We start from the raw sequence: 18,892 nt of genomic DNA, 5'->3' as shown, positions 1-18,892 counted from the left end.
TGACTTAGCAACTCAACAGATTAGCTAGAAAAAAGCCCGCAGATGACGGCGCAGACCTGATGGCCAGATCAATTGAGTAAAACTTGGGCTGTACTAAAAAATTAATTGAAAGATTTATACCGTATCCCCTTTCCTATCCTTTCATATAGTATCGCGTCGATATGCTAGCGCTCTCTACTTAGTCCATTGAAAGGAATGATAATGACCTCAATCAAACTGACTTTACTCGCCAAAGCTTGTCTCATTAGCGGCATTGCGCTGACTTCACCTTCGTTAATCGCGGCCGAGAAAACCATTCCCGAACTGGTCGATGCCGTCAACGGCACACCCGATGCGGCAAGTCGCGAGGCGGGTAAAAATGTCAAACTGCGTAATCACACTAAGGGATTTTGTACCTCGGGCAGTTTTAAACCGAATCCACAATTACAACAAACGTTGGCAATTCCATTTTTTAATCAAGATAGTATCAAGGTCACAGCCCGCTTTTCCCTCGGCGGTACAAATCCGCAGATCTCCGATAAAACCGCTGGGCGCTTTATGTCACTCAAAATTGACGGCGATAAAGAAAACCTTAACTTTGTCACCACTAACGTTCCCGTTTTCTTTGCCAAAAATCTCGAAGAATTTTTTAACTTTCAGACCAAAGTGAAACAAGGCCCTGAAGGTAAACAGTGGCTTATTGATAATCAACCCAGCGCCAAAGCTTTTTTCGACCATGTTAGACAGTTGCCTCCCAGCCCAAGTTTTGCCAACAGCCGCTACTTCGGTGTAAATAGTTTCCTGTTCAGCACGCAAAAAAACAGTGTTCAACAAGGTGAAACGGTCGCGGGTAAATGGATTTTTGAACCTGTCGCAGGTACTGCCGCGCTGTCAGCCAGTGAACTTGCCAGTCTCAGTGATGATTTTTTAAAGGCAGAATTACTCGAGCGCATTAAAACCCAGCCAGCACAATGGAACCTCTATATTCAACTCGCCGAAATGGGTGATGAGATTAATGACCCAACCGTGATCTGGCCTGAAACTCGCCAGCGTTTACTGGTAGGCCAAGTGATGATTAACGGCGAGCGAGATAGCGATCCCCAAGTACAGCAGTGTGATAAAGGCATATTTAACCCACTGTTATTGCCTAAGGGCATTACTGCATCTGCCGATCCGATACTCAATGCCCGCACCGCCGCCTATGTCGAATCCTTTATTCGTCGTCAATAAAGATGTCGAGTTAAGTCCCTCCTGTTTAGGATTGGCAAATAGCCCTATTTGCCAATCCTTATCGACAAGCGCCTCCCTTACCGACAAAACACCTCCTCCTGCATTCGAATTCACCTAAGCATTTTTGTGCATGAGCACAAAAATGGCGAAATATAACGCGGTAATTCCGTGGATTTAGCCAAAGCTATTCAAACATACCTGCACAATAATAGGATGACCTTAAAGCAGCCCTCATTTGGACTCAGGCCCAAATAAGCACTGCGCCCTACAATATTAATCAAAAAACTTACTCAAAAACTTCAGCCAAGAACTGAACGGGACATAATATGAACTTAGTGCTTATTCTCATCGGCGTGATTGCATTTATTGTTATCGCGACCTCAAAATTTAAACTCCACCCCTTTTTAACCTTAATTCTGGCCGCCTTTATCGCAGCGTTCGCGTATGGCTTACCGAGCGGAGAAATCGCTAAAACCATCACCACAGGTTTTGGCGGCATCTTAGGTTATATCGGCCTTGTGATCGTCTTAGGGACTATCATAGGTATCATTCTAGAAAAAAGCGGCGCCGCCATTACTATGGCTGATGTGGTCATCAAGGTATTAGGTAAACGCTTCCCGACATTAACCATGTCGATTATCGGTTATCTCGTGTCTATTCCAGTCTTTTGTGACTCGGGCTTTGTGATCTTAAACTCGCTAAAACAATCGATGGCGAACCGCATGAAGGTCTCTAGTGTCTCCATGAGCGTTGCCTTAGCTACAGGTCTGTATGCTACTCACACCTTTGTACCGCCAACGCCTGGCCCTATCGCCGCCGCAGGCAACTTAGGCTTAGAGTCCAACTTAGGCTTAGTGATCGGCGTGGGTCTGTTTGTGGCCGCCGTTGCCGCATTAGCGGGCATGTTATGGGCGAACCGATTTGCCGATGTTGAGCCCGATGGTGAAGGTGCAGAGGAGCTTAAAGCGGAGATTAGCGACTATGAAACTCTGAAAAAAAGCTATGGCACCCTACCTAGCCCATTAAAAGCCTTCGCACCGATTTTTGTGCCTATCGTATTAATTTGTTTAGGTTCTATCGCTAACTTCCCTTCAGCGCCTTTAGGTAAAGCAGGATTATTTGACGCGCTAGTGTTCCTCGGTCAACCGGTTAACGCTCTGATGATTGGTCTATTCTTATCCCTGTCGTTATTAAAAGGTGAGAATAAGATCAGCGAATTTAGCGAGCGTATCAGCCAAGGGTTAGTCACAGCCGCGCCGATTATTTTAATCACAGGTGCAGGCGGTGCCTTTGGTGCTGTCTTGAAAGCTACGCCTATCGGTGACTTTTTAGGCACATCACTGTCGGCACTCGGTATCGGTATCTTTATGCCCTTTATCGTCGCCGCGGCGCTTAAATCGGCGCAGGGTTCATCGACTGTGGCATTAGTCGCAACCTCGGCACTGGTTGCGCCTATGCTCGGTGATATCGGCCTTGGCAGCGATATGGGCCGCGTATTAACGGTAATGGCAATTGGTGCCGGTGCGATGACGGTTTCCCACGCCAATGACAGCTTCTTCTGGGTCGTCACCCAATTTAGCCGCATGAGTGTGAAACAAGCTTACAAAGCACAAACCATGGCAACCCTTATTCAAGGTGTCACCGCTATGTTGACTGTGTATGTGCTCAGCTTAGTCTTGCTCTGATAGTGATTAGTAATTAGTGAGTTAACCTTGATTCAAGCTTGTCCCTTGGGCGCAAACCGCGCCCATTTAGTTGTAGGATTTTTAATGAAAATAGTTATCGCCCCCGACTCATTTAAAGAAAGCTTAAGCGCACTCGAAGTGGCCAACGCCATCGAGCAAGGCTTAAGACAAGTGATACCCGACTGCGACATAGTCAAAATTCCCGTTGCCGATGGCGGCGAAGGCACAGTGCAATCTATGGTCGATGCCACGGGCGGCAGTATTGTCAGCTTAGAGGTCATGGGCCCACTGGGGCATAGGGTGCAAGCGCACTATGGCATTCTTGGTAATTTATCAAATAGTGACTCGAATAATGACTTGGATAGTCGCTCTAATCATGGCTCTGCAACGGTTCCAAATACTGGCGCGATTGCCGTGATTGAAATGGCCTCGGCCTCTGGTCTGCACCATGTGCCAAGGGAGCAACGTAATCCGCTGATCACCACCAGTTATGGGACGGGCGAGCTGATTTGTGATGCGCTTAATCGGGGGATAAAGCACATCATTTTAGGTCTAGGCGGCAGTGCCACCAACGATGGCGGCGCGGGCATGGCCCAAGCGCTGGACATTTTATTGCTCGATAGCCAAGGTAAAACCTTGCCTTCTGGCGGCGCGGCACTGGCGAACCTTGCCCAAATCGATGTCTCAAACGCTCATCCGCTGTTACGTGAGTGCAGCTTCGAAGTCGCCTGCGATGTTGATAATCCGCTGTGCGGTGAGCGTGGTGCATCGGCGATTTTTGGCCCGCAAAAAGGCGCAACGCCTGCGATGGTTAAGCGGCTCGATTTAGCGCTATCCCATTATGCCGATGTGATTGCCCAAAGTGGCATGACAGATCACCGTGAACATGCGGGTGCAGGTGCTGCGGGCGGTATGGGTCTTGGCGTGATGGCTTTTTTAAATGCCGAACTTAAACCCGGTGTTGAAATTGTAATGAAAACCGTTGGCCTTGCTGACAAAATCCGTGGCGCTGATTTAGTGATCACAGGTGAAGGCCGCATCGACGGGCAAACCGTGTTTGGAAAAACCCCGATGGGTGTGTTAAAGCAAGCCCAACTGCAGGGCATTCCTACTATCGGTATCGCGGGCTGCCTGGGTGACAACGCCAATGCCATATTGGATCACGGTATGGCGGCTATCTTCCCTATCATTCCGCACTTAAGTCCGCTCGATGATGTACTGGCCAATGCCAAGCTAAACCTTTGCAATACCGCCCGAAATATCGGCGCGGTACTCATGTTGGGCCAACGCAAATTTTAGGGCTAACATGAATTTTAGGGCTAATGCTCAAGCTTGATGAGCTGCTCGTCGAGTTAAACATAAAGGCGCCATAACGGCGCCTTTGCTTATTTAGGCCGCAACGCTTTGGCAACACAAAATTTTAGTGCTTGATGCCTAAAAGGCCTTGCAGTAAAGTGAGCTCCCTTTTTGGTATTCCGCTGATTGAACATTTTGAGAGTCACTGATTTGGTTATACTCTTCGAGCAAATTTGCGGTTTCACTATAAAAATTAATAGACGGCAAGCCCCATGACCCAGAAACTCCCTCGCCAAGCCACAGCATCCGAAGAAAGTCTGCTCCGCATTTTTACTGCACCGGAAGATGCAGGATCAACGCTGAGTATTATCGAGCAGAAGCTCTCCGAGGACTTAGCAGGCTTTTTGGGTGATAGTATCGCCGCGCTCGAAAAACCCTTGTCGGAAATTGAAACCGATTTTCAAGCCTTTGAGATCCCAACTCAGCCGCGTTTTGTCTCCGATTACACCGACGAAATTATGCAAAATCTGGTGGCGCATTCGGTACACACAGCGGCACCAAGTTTTATCGGCCACATGACGTCGGCACTGCCCTACTTTGTGTTGCCACTGTCGAAAATGATGGTGGGACTCAATCAAAATCTGGTCAAAATCGAAACCTCAAAGGCATTTACGCCACTTGAGCGCCAAGTGCTCGGCATGATGCACCATTTGATTTATGACCAAGATACGGATTTTTATCAAAGCTGGATGCACAGCGCCAATCATTCCCTCGGCGCATTTTGCTCCGGCGGCACAGTGGCCAACATCACCGCCCTGTGGATCGCCCGTAACCAATTATTGAAAGCCGATGGCGAGTTTAAAGGCGTCAGCCGCGAAGGCTTACTCAAGGCACTGCGCCACTATGGCTATGACGATTTAGCGATTTTGGTCTCGGAGCGCGGTCACTATTCGCTGGGCAAAGCCGTCGATCTGCTTGGTATCGGCCGCGACAATATCATCAGCATTTCCACGGGCAGCGATAACAAGGTCGATGTCGCGAAAATGCGCCAAGCCGCCCTTGAACTTGCCCGTAAAAACATCAAAGTGTTGGCGATTGTTGGCGTGGCAGGCACCACAGAAACCGGTAATGTTGACCCACTGGCAGAGTTAGCGGCGCTGGCAAAAGAGTTAAACTGCCATTTCCATGTGGATGCAGCGTGGGGCGGAGCAAGTTTATTATCCAATAAATACCGCCACTTACTCGCAGGTATCGAACTTGCCGATTCAGTCACCATCGATGCCCACAAACAAATGTACGTGCCCATGGGCGCGGGCATGGTGTTATTTAAAGACCCAGAGTTCGCCCACGCCATCGCCCATCACGCCGAATATATCCTGCGCCGTGGTTCAAAGGACTTAGGCAGCCAAACGCTGGAAGGTTCACGCCCTGGCATGGCGATGTTAGTGCACGCTTGCTTGCAGATCATCGGCCGCGATGGGTATGAAATCTTAATCAACAACAGCCTTGAGAAAGCGCGCTATTTTGCGGAGCAAATCAAAGCCCATGAGGATTTTGAGCTGGTTACTGAACCAGAACTGTGTCTGCTGACTTACCGTTATGTGCCCGCCTGCGTCCAAGCCGCCATGCAGCTTGCCTGTGAGCAAGCAGACACCTTAAGACTCGCCCGCTTTAACGAGCTGCTTGATGGCCTCACCCAGTTTATTCAAAAGCACCAACGCGAACAGGGTAAATCCTTCGTCTCCCGCACCCGCATTCAGCCAGCCCGCTATTTTAGACAAGCGACCGTGGTGTTTCGCGTAGTACTCGCCAACCCCCTCACCAGCCATGACATCCTCAATCAAGTGCTGGTCGAGCAAAGTGAAATCGCTGCACTAGATAACGAGTTTTTACCCGCACTCATGGCGATGGTTGCCCAATAGCGAGTTGTTTAGCGAAAGCTTTAAATCCCAGTTCAAATACAGTGTGTTAATAGCAAACAGCCGCAAATTATTTGCGGCTGTTTGCTACGCGACACGAAATAAGCTGAACATTAAAGAGACAAGACAAAGCGCTTATCCATCACTCGTTCGCCGAATTCAACTGCTTCCGTGACACGCCGTGAAGCCATCCATGGCGGCTCTACGATGACATCCATGTCATCGAAGGTCACGTCAGCATCTGAATTCGCCTTAGCTAATTTCTGCGTGATCTACTGCATATGGAAAAATACATACCACTATCACATAGGCAGTCTTGCTCCACACTAAGTGTGAAAACTAGCTTGAAAAAAACCAAGGGGGTAGGTGCACCAGCTCTTTTCAAAACGTTCTTATTCAGAAAGTTGTTTGATTGTGTCAAACACCTCGTCGTTTGGTCCAACGAGCTCTGGTCGATTGCTGAAGTGATATGAAACAAATCGCACTTTATCTTTTTCTATTTTATTAAAGAAATAACATGCATCTTTCGCTGTTCCGTGTGATGACTTCATAGAAATAAGCGGCAGCAACTTAAGAGCACGTTCCTGTTTCCCGTTGATTATGTAGAGACTATCTATATCTAGCCAAGTAGACATTGTCCGTGATTCCTTTAGAAACTCGCTATTGCTACCCTTTAGCATAGCGATCTCATTCTCAAAAACACCTTTGCGAGGCTTACAATTAAGTGCATTCACGACCACTGAAGTATCCCACACATCCGACATCGCTTGCCTCAGTTTTTCCACCTGTCCGAAAAGTTGCTCATTACGGTGCTGCGCTTCTTCTTGTCCAACAATACCCCCATGTCCCGTCCAATTGTTACGCATACTGTTAGTTTTTTGGAGGACGTCAATGATTTCTTTACTACATAGGAGGCGCGGAAGCTTTAGCGTTTGGTCAGCGAATATCGTTTCACAGATTGATCTGTCGTTCTTTGCATCGTCAAACTTCTTTCCGTTCTCTTGCAGAAGTGATCGAGTCTGTTTTCCAAGATATTCCACAACTAACTTCCAAGTACCAAATGTTGCACGCTGGAAACTAAGATTCTGCTTAGCCATTGACTCTTTGAGCTTCACTTTGTGCAAATCATACAGTCCCTCGTTTCCATAAAAAGCACTTAGTAGAATAACTCCGAGAAACTCAGCGGTAGCTTCGAAGAAATGCAGAAGATGCTCATATTTGGCCTTGAAATCATCACTCGCCGTGGACTGCCAAGCGCGAAGAACAGACGCTATGGGGAACGGAATGGTTTCAATCCATTGATCAAGGCCAATGCTAACTTGCCCCTTTAACACTCCCGCTATTCTTTCTGAAAACACTTCTAAGCTATTACTCACCATATTTGCCGCTTGTGGGCTCTTCCAGAGGTCACGTCTCAGTTTCGTCAAATCATTTTGAAGACCAAGCAAGATATTCTCTTCTGCAGAAAAACGCGTATCAATTTCCAGCATCTTTTGTTGCGTCTCCAAGTCAGGCATTAAGACTTGAAGCTTTTTAAGGCTCCCTTTATTCAGTCTTGGAATGATCCCTGATGGTGCCCATTCTCGAATTTTCATTCCAAGTTCGCTGTTCAAGAACTGCATAACAAACTTGGCGTAGGATTTAGAAGGATCGATTATGACTTGGGCGTAGTTTTGCGCTTTCAAAGTAAACTCTTCGATAGAATCGACTACTTCACTTCTCCCTATCATGGGAATAAATATGGCATTCGAAGCGAGGGGAAAACAGACCCCATCAGCAAGCCTTCCAAGATTAATTTCCGTTGCTAAATCCTCGAGAACAAACGTAGGGAAACCGAAATGCTTACTTGCAGATTCAAAATAATCTTTTGCACGAAGTAAATCGACGCCTCGAAACTCAAGTGCATCAACGTAGCAACCAAGGTCCACAGAGTCCCCTTGTTCACCTTTGCTGAAGTTCTCCAGAATTTGCAAATTAGTATGATGGTCGTTAGTTAACTCACCAACAAACATCCTTTTTTTTAATCCTTTTTTCACAACTAAAAGGTAAGACCCAATAGATGTGTATGGCGAAAAGGATCCAGGAGGAAGAAAAAGTGCAGCATCTAAACTAAATCCCAAGTATGGGATGTGCTTAATAATTGAGCGAGTGGAATGAAAGAACGAAGGAGGAACAACGAAAAGCCCCACACCGTTCTCGGAAAGCCGAGCCATCGCCGCAGCAAGAATTAAATTCCCAAGGTCGCCCTTTAACTCTATCTGGTTTCCTGCTGTGTCCAGCAATTGAATTGATTCATTGGTTGGTACACTAAAAGGTAGCAAGCTGATAACTACATCTAAATTGTTTTCGTGATGAGGCAGTAATTCCAAAGCTTGGCCAATAAACCATTCAGCCTCGGGAAATAGCGTCTTTCCCAGCTCCCCCTCCGACCTACTTGAGTTGTAACCGATGCACCGCTTTGCTGAAGTTGCCTGTCGCGCAATGGCTAAAAGAGAACCTACGCCTGCGCAAGGATCCAATATCGTGTTTGCTGACTGCGTGGAGAGAATCTTTGATATGACCGCCGGTAGCACATGCGGAATGGGCATCAGGCTAGTATGAAACCCAGAATACATCGCAAGTAAATTAGTGAGTTCTGGAATCTCATTTAGTTGCGGGAAAAGCTGTCGCTCGGTCAAAATAGCTGCGAGTTCAGTTGGATCATAGCTTGATACGTGTGTACCGCGACGCTCTTCAAAAATAGCCCGTAGTTTGGACGTAAAAGATTGCTCACTCATGTGATTTCGTTCCAATATTGTGTTCTCAATGGTGGATTAAGAACGGCTTCCCTGAACGGGTTACACTTACCCCTGTAAGGAGTTGTCTTCATGACAACGTCACAGTTCCAAGATTCAAAAGGTTTTACTATATTGATTGTCATTAGTGGGCAAACCTTTAAATAGTGCATTTCATAACTAACTGTATTACTAGAACTTATCAGTTTTCTATTAAATTCACCATAAGGAAAAAACGCGTATATACATTTATCCAAACCTGTATCTAGAAAAGTAACCATTAAGTAATAGTGAGGACATATTTCTAAGCTTCAAAAATGCAAAGCCCCATCTAAAGACCTATTTTAAATTGAATGTTAATTGTGTAAAAACTTGCTAAAAGGTACACCAAGGTTAACGAAATTAAGCACTCTCATGGAAGTGACCGTTGACGGCATGGATGCCGTCGTCGAGCCCTCAGGGATGAGTTAATGGCGTGTCACTGGAATGAAAGTGCTTAATTGTAAAGACGGACTTATAGCCTCAAAAAAATAAAAAGAGTAAGGACACCTACATATTTTTAAGGTTAAAAGTGAATATATGCCCTGATGTACCGACTTGAAAAGGGAAACTGATAGTGTGGGAACTGGCTAAAAAGGTACGCAGGAATTAACGAAATTAAGCACTCTTATGGAAGTGGCCGTTGGCGGCATGGCCGCTCATTCATATCTGACCCATAGGGATATGGGGAAGATCACTATTATGTCGGGAACATAATTGACCATGTGACCGTGGCATTCGCGCATCCATATGCAGTAGATGCCGCCGTCGACCCTCTGGGATGACTTTTATTATTTAAGCAGAGCGTGTCACTGGAATGAGAGTGCTTAATTGTGTCGCTGGATTTATAGTTTCAACATCAAAACATCAAAACATCACTATATCAAGGAACGACTATGTACTTTATTGCAGCTTTTGGTTTACTGATGTTGTTATTAAGTCTAGTGATGGCTGTAAAGCCTGAGTCTTTCTCTAAGGGGATTATTTCATTTAGCGAGCAGCCCTACTTCCATATTGCTGAGGTGACCAGCCGAATTATTGCGGGTCTCATTTTTACCCATTACTCAACCGATACTCAGTTTCCACAGACCATTTTTGCGATAGGTATTGTGTTGTTCTGTGTCGGAATGGGCTTGGCATTAACACATCCAAGGTTACATAGAAAGTTTGCGCTATGGTCTGCTCAATACTTCAACAATAAATTCCGTTTAATTGGTCTATTTTCGATCCCGCTATCTTTGCTACTTATCTATTCTGCTGTTGGCGCCTAAAAAATAGTATGCAATCCAACAACAAGGATTTTGTCACAATAATTTAGTTTTAGCTAAAGCATCGCCACTTGTAAAAAACAATGCTAAGGTAATAATTCGTATAACAAATATAGCTTTCTAAGCAGAATCTGTCGGAGAAAAAGGATGTTTATCAGATATATTTTAATGCTCACTGCCGTGCTGCTATGCCTTTACCCTGTTTGGGGATTAGTGAGCCCAGCAAGCTACTTGCAGGAGATATTAGAGGTTTATCCCGATGCGGAACAAGCCAGTCATACTCAAGTACGAATTACGGCGGCTATTTTATGGATAAGCAATCTGACGCTATCATTTGGGTTACTATTTATTGCAAAATTCATTAAACAACCTCAAACGTACAAATTCGCAAAAATATCGTCTATCGCATTAATTAGCTATCCATTTATTCTGACGATAACAGAGGTAATTTCTCACAGTATTCTATACCGCCACCTAGAACATCCTACGCTGACAATCGAGTTTTCAGCGCAAAAAATGTTCTATTTCGTATTTGGCCTGATCATTCTGGGAATTTATCAATCCCAACAAGAGTACAAACGCGCCAAAAAGAATGGTTAATTTATCAACATATTTTAAGGGAAAACAATTGAAGTTCTTTACCTCTTTTATCTTTGCTTTTATTGGCTCCAAATTATTATTCAAATACTTCGATTTTCACTACGAAATTTTTAGCGACCCTTTGGATCCATTGAAATTTATTATTGATACGGGTGTGTTCGTTATTATTTTTATATCGACACAGATACTGTATGAAAAAATATTTGATAAAACGAATAAACAAGAACAGCCATGATTTCCCCAACTAATGCACATAGGGATAATGCGCATAGGGACTATGAATAATATTTTCTGTTAACACGCTCACAAGCGCTAAGCGATCAACTGGAACTATATAGGAACTAAGATGTTTTCCATGCGAAAGATAATTCTCCCACTGATCATGTTAAGCCTTGGCGCATTACCTCTATTTGCTCAAGCACAGGACACCAGCGCGTTATGGGGCAAAAAATACGCTGAGGTGAAATCGAGTTTATTGGCTGCAGGCTGGGTGTTAACGCCCGTAGTGGAAGATGAAACGCCAATGACAGAAGCTTACCCTGAAATAACCTGTGGTAGCGGCGCGATGGCAATTTGCTCTGTCGGCTTTAAGCGAGACAAAACTACGCTTGCCTTAGTGGTTGAATCTATTGAACAAGAGCTTATTGTGACAGGTGAATACTAAACTGCCCAATAGATGATGTTAAACTCAGCCTAAGCATCTAATGTAAACGAGGTAGTGATGTCATCTATACCCCAATCAAAACAAGAACTTGAATTGGCTATTCAGTCAGTTTTCCAAAAATTGATGGCAGACTATCGCTCAATCCCAGCCCAAATGTCCCGTGTGTGCAGCATAGAAGGAAACATCAAAGGTACACAAATTAGTGTAAGTGATACAGTCGCTTACCTTATTGGCTGGGGTAAATTAGTGCTCAAATGGTACGAGTTAACATCGCAAGCACTCCCCGTTGATTTTCCCGATACGGGTTATAAATGGAATCAACTGGGATTATTAGCAGAGCGATTTCATCATGAATATAGCCAATGGCAATATACTGATTTACTTGATGAATATGAAATGACAATGGAAAAATTGTCAACGCTGATTGCGAGTCTCAGTGATCAGCAACTGTACGGCATAACTTGGTACGATAAATGGACTCTGGGCCGTATGATCCAGTTCAACACTTACTCCCCGATGAAGAATATACGTACCAAAGTACGACGATTCAAAAAAGACAATGCATTACCCTAGTAAACAACTCTTTTAAGCACGGAGGTATTCATGCCAAGTACCCACACTCACCCGCAATTAGGCCCAAACCCTATCGATAGAGAACCAATGAAAGGCTTCCCTCAGGTTGGCTTTCTTAAAAACTTTATTACTCGCGAGAACATTATTGTCGGCGATTATACCTACTATGACGATCCTGCGGGGCCTGAAAGGTTCGAGTCGAATGTGCTTTATCACTTTGACTTTATTGGCGATAAACTGATTATCGGTAAATTCTGCGCTATTGCGAAAGACGTGAAATTCATTATGAATGGCGCCAATCATCAAGTGTCAGGCTTCTCGACTTATCCCTTTTATATCTTTGGCAATGGCTGGGAAAAGGTAATGCCAGATCCCACCGATTTACCCCATAAAGGCGACACCTGTATCGGTAACGATGTGTGGATTGGTTATAACGCCACTATCATGCCTGGGGTAAAAATTGGCCACGGCGCCATTGTTGCCAGTCAATCCGTGGTAACAAAAGATGTACCGCCCTACGCTGTTGTTGGCGGTAATCCTGCCACTGTCATCAAGCTGAGATTCGAGCAAGATGTGATAGATGAGCTCGTTACCATCGCTTGGTGGGATTGGCCGATAGAAAAAATCACTCAGCACCTACACGCCATCGCGGGCGCTGATCTGAGTCAATTAAAGCAAGCGACCTAAGACAAGCGGGTCGCGAGCAAGCTTGATGAAAAATCTCAAGCGACAGCAATAAGCAACAAACATTAAGAAACCACCATTAAGCGCAGAACAAAATCCAATATGCGCAATTTTGTACAAAAGCGCTGAGGATTTCTGGGTTACTATCAGGTACAACCCGCCCATTCATCCATTCAAGAAAGGAGGCTTGATGAACACAGAACATGCGGCCTACCAGATTGCCGATGAATTAGGTGGCCTCGAGTTACTCAATGCCCAATACCATAAACAAAATTTTAGTAGGCATACCCACGAAGGTTACACAGTAGGCGTGATTGAAGCGGGTGCGCAGCGTTTTTATCGCACCGGTGGCAACCATGTGGCGCCAAAGCACAGCATCATTCTCATCAACGCCGATGAAGTGCATAATGGCTGTAGCGCCACCGAGGGCGGTTGGTCCTATCGTGCCATGTATCCAGTACCCGCGCAGTTTGCCAATATAAACAGTGAGCTAGCAAACAGCGGAGCGCCCTATTTCCCAGATCCCGTAGTGTACGATCCTGAATTAGCCGAACTGCTGCGCCTCACCTTTAATACCTTAGATACATCGGATAATCGCTTACTGCGTGAAAGCTTAGTCTATTCAAGCCTAATGCAGTTAATGGCACGCCATGGCAAACATCGCCCAAGCGACAATCTCGCGGCAGTCGCTAAGCCTGCATTAGCGCTGGTGAAATCCTTTATCGACGATCATCCTGCGGCCGATATTTCCCTTGAAGAGCTGGCAACGCTTGCGGGATTAAGCCCCTATTATTTACTCAAGCAATTTCAGCGCTATTACGGCTTACCGCCCCACGCTTACCAAATTCAGGCCAGAGTCAGACTGGCCAAGGGCAAAATCAAGCAAGGCACACGGCTGCTCGATGTCGCCCTCGATTGTGGTTTTCACGATCAAAGCCATTTGAATCGGCATTTTAAAAAGACCGTCGGCGTAACCCCAGGACAATTTGCCAAAGAAATAGGCCGCAATATTATCCAAGCCTAAACAACCACTTTAGGTTAATCTGCCATGCTCAGCTTGCTTACTATCCCTAATAACAGGCCGCTAATAACAGGTCTGCCATAACTAAACACTAGTCTCTAAGAAATAGTCGTAACTGAGCGGTAATAACAGAGCAAGCAGACCTTATCCAAGCATTCATTGTTTAACAGCGATCCTCGCGTCGCCGCTATTTTTAGGAGCCAAAGTGACAACCGACAAGCTTATAGAATCTGATGTTTCTCCCGCGCATCCCACAAAAGCCAAGGCTTTTTTAAAAGGCACCTTGGCCATGATGCCGCTGACAATAGCAGTGGTTCCTTGGGGAATTTTAGCGGGCTCCTTCGCCATTGAGGTTGGGCTCACGCCCATTGAAAGCCAAGCCATGTCAGCCATTATCTTCGCGGGCGCGGCTCAGTTAGTGGCGCTCGGCATGGTCAAAGCCGGTATTGGTCTGTGGAGTATCTTAATTACGACGCTACTCATCACCTCGCGCCATCTGTTATATGCGATGGCGATGCGTAGTCAAATCAGTCCCTTGCCATTAAAGTGGCGCCTGACATTGGGCTTTTTGCTCACAGATGAACTGTTTGCCATCGCCAATCAAGGCAAGTTGCATAAGTTCGATCGCTGGTACGCCCTTGGCGGCGGCTTGAGTTTTTATATCGGCTGGAACATAGCGACCTTGCTTGGCATAGTGGCGGGCAATGCTATCGAGAATTTAGGCGAACTTGGGCTCGATTTCGCCATCGCCGCCACCTTTATCGCACTGGTCGTGCCCACGGTAAAAAAGCCGTCGATTCTCGTCTGTGTATTAGTCTCGCTCACTCTCGCTGTGGTATGCGCCTTGTTTGAAATTCAAGCGGGATTACTGATCGCAGCCATAGCCGGAATGACAACTGGCGTACTTTACGCCAAAGTGACCAAGGAAGCGGAACGCGCAGAACAATCCGCAACTGAGCTTGCAAACACACAGGCCCAGACAGAGGCTGACATAGGCACTGGGACTGAAAGTCAGACCGAAACTGAGATTGAAACAAAATCTGCATCAGGAGAAAAAGCATGATTTGGTTAATGATTTTCTCAATGGCAGCGGTTGTGTTTATTAGTCGTCATTTACTGCTCGAACCTAAATTACCGCTGCGATTAAGTAAGGGCACCCAAACTTTTTTAAGTTACTCAGCCCCTGCAGTACTGACCGCTATCTTCGCGCCCATAGTGTTTGTGCAAGAAGGCCAGCTCGATCTGAGCTTAGACAACAGCTATCTCATCTGCGCCGTGGTCGCGACGATACTCGCGCTCGTCACCCGTAACACCTTGCTGACCACAGTGTTGAGTATGGGACTGTTTTTCTTGATCCATTAAGTAAACAACATTAAGAAAACAAAGAGCCAGTGCCAAACAGCGGCACTGGCTCTTGCATCAAGCACTTATACAGCCTCTACCACACTTTTACCCAACCTCATCCCCTCAGATACTCGTGTATCAGAAAATCACTTTCACATTATCTTCCACTGTCTTCATGTCCTATACCCTTATGACTGTATCTATTAGGGTATTGATCTCGGTTTAACTTTCGATATCGCACTCGATATAACTCTTTGCATAAATTATCCATTTAAAAGTTTTTTATATAAAAGTCAGTTTAAATATTAAATACGCCATGCTATTAATATTAATTCACGCACAAAATTAAACTCATTAAAAATTAAAGTAAATACACTACATTATAAAGTTCAAAATACCGTTTAAAAATAAAGCAATTAACACTTTTAACCTAAAATAAACACTATTTAAATTAATCTATTTTTACTTTGTTTAATAAAAATAAAAGTGCTAGTTTTTAGATGTGCCTAGCAGTAATGATTATTTATATGATTTAGGACTACATATAATTGCCATCGGCGCTCTCAATGAAAGGACGTATTTTATTAAAATAAAGGAACAATCATGAGAACAAAATCTAGCCTGAGTATATTAACTTTATCCTGTTTAACCGCACTTGGAACTGTTTCTTTGTTGGCCGAAGCAGCTATTCCTAATACTATTCCAAAACTGTCAATGGTAGAACACGCTGCCCCTGATCTTGATTCGCTTAAAAATGATGTGATTAACGACCCCTCGTTTATCAGCTCGTTATTCTCCTTGGGACACCATCTTGGATATGCATGGGCTGGCGGTACGGCATCCCAGTATGTTGGTGAAGATATCGAAGTCAGAAGAGAATCGAGCAACGAATACAGTCTTAAAGCCCGCTATAACGGAAATGATCCTTATGCAAGCGGCTACAGAGCGAATGAGCGTTTGAAGGTGAATTTACAAAATATCCATTTTGTAACTAATCCTCAAAACCTTCAGTTAGGTTCACCTCAAGTTTATGATCGTGAAGCTATTTATACAGCTCCCGTAGTGATTTACAACTGGGGAGATACCGAAGATACCGGTGTAGCCACCCTAAACTATGATTACACCACTAGCTGGGCCAAAACCGATAATTTCTCTTTCTCCGAGAAAATTGGCGTAACCAATAAATATGAAGTGGGTATTCCAGGAATAGGTGGAGCGAGTTCTGAAATCAGTGCCGAATTTTCCGCCAGCCAAGGTTGGAGTGAAACCGACGGCAAAAGTACAACGATTTCTAGTCAGGCGCAGTACCGAGCAATTATGCCGCCTCGCAGCAAACGTTATATCTCAATCACTCTGTTTAAACAAAAGGCGGATGTCCCATACACCTCAAGTTTATATATGATGTACGATATAAAATATGAGAACTTCTTAAAATGGGGAGGTAATGCACATATTAATCACCCGACAAACAGACCTAACTTCCCTTACACTTTTGGCGGAGCGAATGCGAATAATCTTAATGGGCCAGAAGCCTTAGTCGATCAATATCTTCATCAAGATATAAACGGTTATGGTGTTTGGGATTGGCCTGCAGCGATTAATTCGGCACAGTCAAAAAGTGGCTTTGAGTGGCAATTGGCGAATATAGTTAGACAACATGGCGCACCAATCAGCGGTAAATTTACCGCAATCGATTCGAGTCAATTTAATATCGATGCCAGTGAATCCTATCCGCTAACGGATGAAGACATTGCTAATCGTCCTAAAAGCGCTCAAAAATTAGGACTGAGTCGTAATATTCAAGTTGCCGTCGGCGAAATCCAAAATAATGATGAAGATGGTTTAATCAAAAAACTGAATATTTCGCAATCAAGCGAAGTCATGTTAAACAATTAAAAACGGTGAGTTTAGGCTCTCAATAATAGCTATGATACGATTTTCAGAGAGATCTCGATACAACTAGCAAAATACTAGAATGTTACTAGAAAATTAGAAATGTAAGATAAGCCACTCATTCGAGTGGCTTATCTTTTGCTTCGGCTCGCGCCTTCGCATGTTCATCCATCAGGCAAATATAATCTTCCAGCTCTTGCCCTGGTGCTTGTTCAAAATGACGGTTCAGCCGCACAAGGCCTGTGATGCGATCAACCCTGAAATTACGAAAAGCCGAACGTAGCTCACACCATGTCAGTAAGGTCCAAGTACCACGCCAAAAATAGATGGCGAGCGGGCGCACTTCACGCTCGGTGACATCGAGTTTGACGTCTTGATAGAAGAGTTTGACGTATTCGCGGCGCTGAGCTGAATTACGCAGCGGATCGAGGAATTGGAACTCATTGGAGTCGAGGTAAAAATCCGGTGAAAACATCAAGGATTGATAGGCTTGTAGTCGTTTTGGTAGTACGGCTTCGACTTTAATCATCGCCTGCCTCGCGGCGCTACCAAGCTCCTTGCCACCCCAAGTTTGCACCATACGCATGCCAACTTGAATCGCTTCGAGTTCGGCTTCGTTAAACATCAAGGGCGGAACATTGACCTCGTGGCGCAACAAATAGCCGACACCCGCCTCCCCTTCAATGGGAATGCCACTTAGACACAAATCCTGCACGTCACGGTAAATCGTGCGCGTGGACACCTCTAACCGTTCAGCCAACTCTTGGGCTGTGGTCAGGCGTTTATGTTTAAGAATTTGCACTATTTGAAATAGGCGGTCGGCGCGGCGCATTGACTCTGATTCAATCCTTTAGTTGCCTATCAGTTGATTAAGCATTGTGAGTTTACATAAATCACTGACATATCCTGATACTCACTTGAGTGATATTTTACGATTTAAATCATAAAATCCCAATATAAATCTCAACCTCAGTGGCGCTGAGATAGACTTCAAAATCAGTTTGATAACGTCGCTGATGCGGACAATCGTTAGCACTAAAATAGCCCCACACTTGTCCCCAAAGATCGATAACACACTGGGGCATGTCACCTTGACCGGTGAATTTAAGGTATTTACCGGCTTCAAGCTCAAGCGACGTGAAGTGGTTTGCCTCAACAGGGGCATCAATTGCCTTGCCCACCAGCACAGCAAACTCGCCATTCATGTCTGACTCATAGTCGTAATACACGCCATACATGGGCGAATTGAGCATAGCGGTGAGTTGTGATGATTCAAAAAAGGCTTGCCATAAACCGCCAATTTTAGCGCCATCGGCGGACATTTCGGCCCGATTGTTCGTGCGGGTGCTCAGCCCAAGTAGCGGTCGAGCATCAATATAAACCACGTCCATCTTTGTTTCTTCCATAAAAATCTAAACCCATACTTTAGTTAATTGCGTGATTTTAGCGTCGTGCCTTAAGGCCACGACGCTAATACATTAATCACTCGAGACTACTTATCCTTAGACCACAGACCCACTTTGTTACCTTCGCTATCGGCAAATAACGCGATATAACCACACTCACCGTCTTTTATCGGTGTGACTGGCAGGATAATCGTCACCTCTGCTGCGATAAGTTTATCCACTAAAGGTTGCAATTGTGCGCTGAAATGCAGATACACAGTGCTGCCTTGCATCGATGGCTGACTCATGCTGCATTTGACTAACCCTATGCTCGCCGCGCTCGCATCTTCGGTGACTATCGTCGCATATTCCATGTCTTCCATATCGTCACGTTTAAACTCAACCCCAAAATGCTGCTGATAAAAAGCAACGGCACGGTTCATGTCACTGACAGGAATTTCACCCCAAACTAACGGTGCAATAGATAACATTTTCACTTTCTCCTTGTTGAAAAATATCAATGATTCAAAACCTTATT

The 18,892-nt window shown here is 45.0% G+C and carries 17 protein-coding genes; 13 read left to right on the top strand and 4 right to left on the bottom strand.

Annotated features, from left to right (window positions below; genetic code table 11):
- Positions 1–201: 201 nt before the first annotated feature.
- The 4 genes from Q4Q46_RS06455 (at position 202) to panP (ending at position 6,112) form a co-directional block, all read left to right on the top strand.
- Positions 202–1,209, top strand: a complete 1,008-nt coding sequence (locus Q4Q46_RS06455) for a catalase family peroxidase (RefSeq protein ID WP_311891553.1) — start codon at positions 202–204, stop codon at positions 1,207–1,209.
- A 326-nt stretch (positions 1,210–1,535) separates the two neighbouring features.
- A complete protein-coding gene (locus tag Q4Q46_RS06450; protein WP_311891552.1) occupies positions 1,536–2,894 on the top strand; it encodes a GntP family permease in 1,359 nt (452 codons plus the stop codon).
- An 84-nt stretch (positions 2,895–2,978) separates the two neighbouring features.
- Positions 2,979–4,193 (top strand): glycerate kinase, encoded by a 1,215-nt coding sequence (locus tag Q4Q46_RS06445; protein WP_311905543.1) that lies wholly within the window; start codon positions 2,979–2,981, stop codon positions 4,191–4,193.
- 269 nt (positions 4,194–4,462) lie between these two features.
- Positions 4,463–6,112: a pyridoxal-dependent aspartate 1-decarboxylase PanP gene (panP, locus tag Q4Q46_RS06440; protein ID WP_063883165.1), complete on the top strand. Its 1,650-nt coding sequence runs from the start codon at positions 4,463–4,465 to the stop codon at positions 6,110–6,112.
- A 389-nt stretch (positions 6,113–6,501) separates the two neighbouring features.
- Here panP and Q4Q46_RS06435 read toward each other — a convergent pair whose 3' ends face one another.
- A complete protein-coding gene (locus Q4Q46_RS06435; protein ID WP_311899961.1) occupies positions 6,502–8,886 on the bottom strand; it encodes a hypothetical protein in 2,385 nt (794 codons plus the stop codon).
- A 932-nt stretch (positions 8,887–9,818) separates the two neighbouring features.
- Between Q4Q46_RS06435 and Q4Q46_RS06430 the strand changes: the two genes are divergently transcribed.
- The 9 genes from Q4Q46_RS06430 (at position 9,819) to Q4Q46_RS06390 (ending at position 16,972) form a co-directional block, all read left to right on the top strand.
- Positions 9,819–10,193 (top strand): hypothetical protein, encoded by a 375-nt coding sequence (locus Q4Q46_RS06430; protein ID WP_063883167.1) that lies wholly within the window; start codon positions 9,819–9,821, stop codon positions 10,191–10,193.
- Between the two features lie 144 nt (positions 10,194–10,337).
- Positions 10,338–10,790, top strand: a complete 453-nt coding sequence (locus Q4Q46_RS06425; RefSeq protein WP_063883168.1) for a hypothetical protein — start codon at positions 10,338–10,340, stop codon at positions 10,788–10,790.
- Positions 10,791–11,136: 346 nt separating this feature from the next.
- A complete protein-coding gene (locus Q4Q46_RS06420) occupies positions 11,137–11,454 on the top strand; it encodes a hypothetical protein (RefSeq protein WP_311905542.1) in 318 nt (105 codons plus the stop codon).
- 57 nt (positions 11,455–11,511) lie between these two features.
- On the top strand, positions 11,512–12,027 hold the full coding sequence (locus Q4Q46_RS06415) for a ClbS/DfsB family four-helix bundle protein (protein ID WP_311889157.1): 516 nt from the start codon (positions 11,512–11,514) through the stop codon (positions 12,025–12,027).
- A gap of 30 nt (positions 12,028–12,057) precedes the next feature.
- Positions 12,058–12,714 carry a Vat family streptogramin A O-acetyltransferase gene (locus tag Q4Q46_RS06410; RefSeq protein WP_311889158.1) on the top strand — a complete coding sequence of 219 codons (657 nt, stop codon included), beginning with the start codon at positions 12,058–12,060 and terminating at the stop codon, positions 12,712–12,714.
- A 187-nt stretch (positions 12,715–12,901) separates the two neighbouring features.
- On the top strand, positions 12,902–13,735 hold the full coding sequence (locus Q4Q46_RS06405) for a helix-turn-helix transcriptional regulator (protein WP_311889160.1): 834 nt from the start codon (positions 12,902–12,904) through the stop codon (positions 13,733–13,735).
- A gap of 202 nt (positions 13,736–13,937) precedes the next feature.
- A complete protein-coding gene (locus Q4Q46_RS06400; RefSeq protein ID WP_071939017.1) occupies positions 13,938–14,795 on the top strand; it encodes an AzlC family ABC transporter permease in 858 nt (285 codons plus the stop codon).
- Positions 14,792–15,094, top strand: a complete 303-nt coding sequence (locus Q4Q46_RS06395) for an AzlD domain-containing protein (protein WP_107402198.1) — start codon at positions 14,792–14,794, stop codon at positions 15,092–15,094. The genes Q4Q46_RS06400 and Q4Q46_RS06395 overlap by 4 nt, the downstream gene beginning before the upstream one ends.
- Before the next feature lie 585 nt (positions 15,095–15,679).
- On the top strand, positions 15,680–16,972 hold the full coding sequence (locus Q4Q46_RS06390; protein WP_063883172.1) for an aerolysin family beta-barrel pore-forming toxin: 1,293 nt from the start codon (positions 15,680–15,682) through the stop codon (positions 16,970–16,972).
- Positions 16,973–17,087: 115 nt separating this feature from the next.
- Here Q4Q46_RS06390 and Q4Q46_RS06385 read toward each other — a convergent pair whose 3' ends face one another.
- The 3 genes from Q4Q46_RS06385 to Q4Q46_RS06375 form a co-directional block, all read right to left on the bottom strand.
- Entirely contained in the window at positions 17,088–17,801 is a 714-nt protein-coding gene (locus Q4Q46_RS06385; protein WP_311899971.1) for a helix-turn-helix transcriptional regulator, read from the bottom strand.
- 109 nt (positions 17,802–17,910) lie between these two features.
- A complete protein-coding gene (locus Q4Q46_RS06380; RefSeq protein WP_071939018.1) occupies positions 17,911–18,360 on the bottom strand; it encodes a GyrI-like domain-containing protein in 450 nt (149 codons plus the stop codon).
- A 101-nt stretch (positions 18,361–18,461) separates the two neighbouring features.
- The gene (locus Q4Q46_RS06375) at positions 18,462–18,845 is read right to left on the bottom strand and encodes a VOC family protein (protein WP_006081088.1); all 384 of its coding nucleotides are present in this window, start codon (positions 18,843–18,845) and stop codon (positions 18,462–18,464) included.
- Positions 18,846–18,892: the final 47 nt, after the last annotated feature.

This window comes from Shewanella vaxholmensis, from assembly GCF_031932135.1.
GTDB classification, from domain to species: domain Bacteria; phylum Pseudomonadota; class Gammaproteobacteria; order Enterobacterales; family Shewanellaceae; genus Shewanella; species Shewanella hafniensis.
Note: the sequence above shows the minus strand (reverse complement) of the source record. Positions and strands in the feature narration are given on the sequence as shown.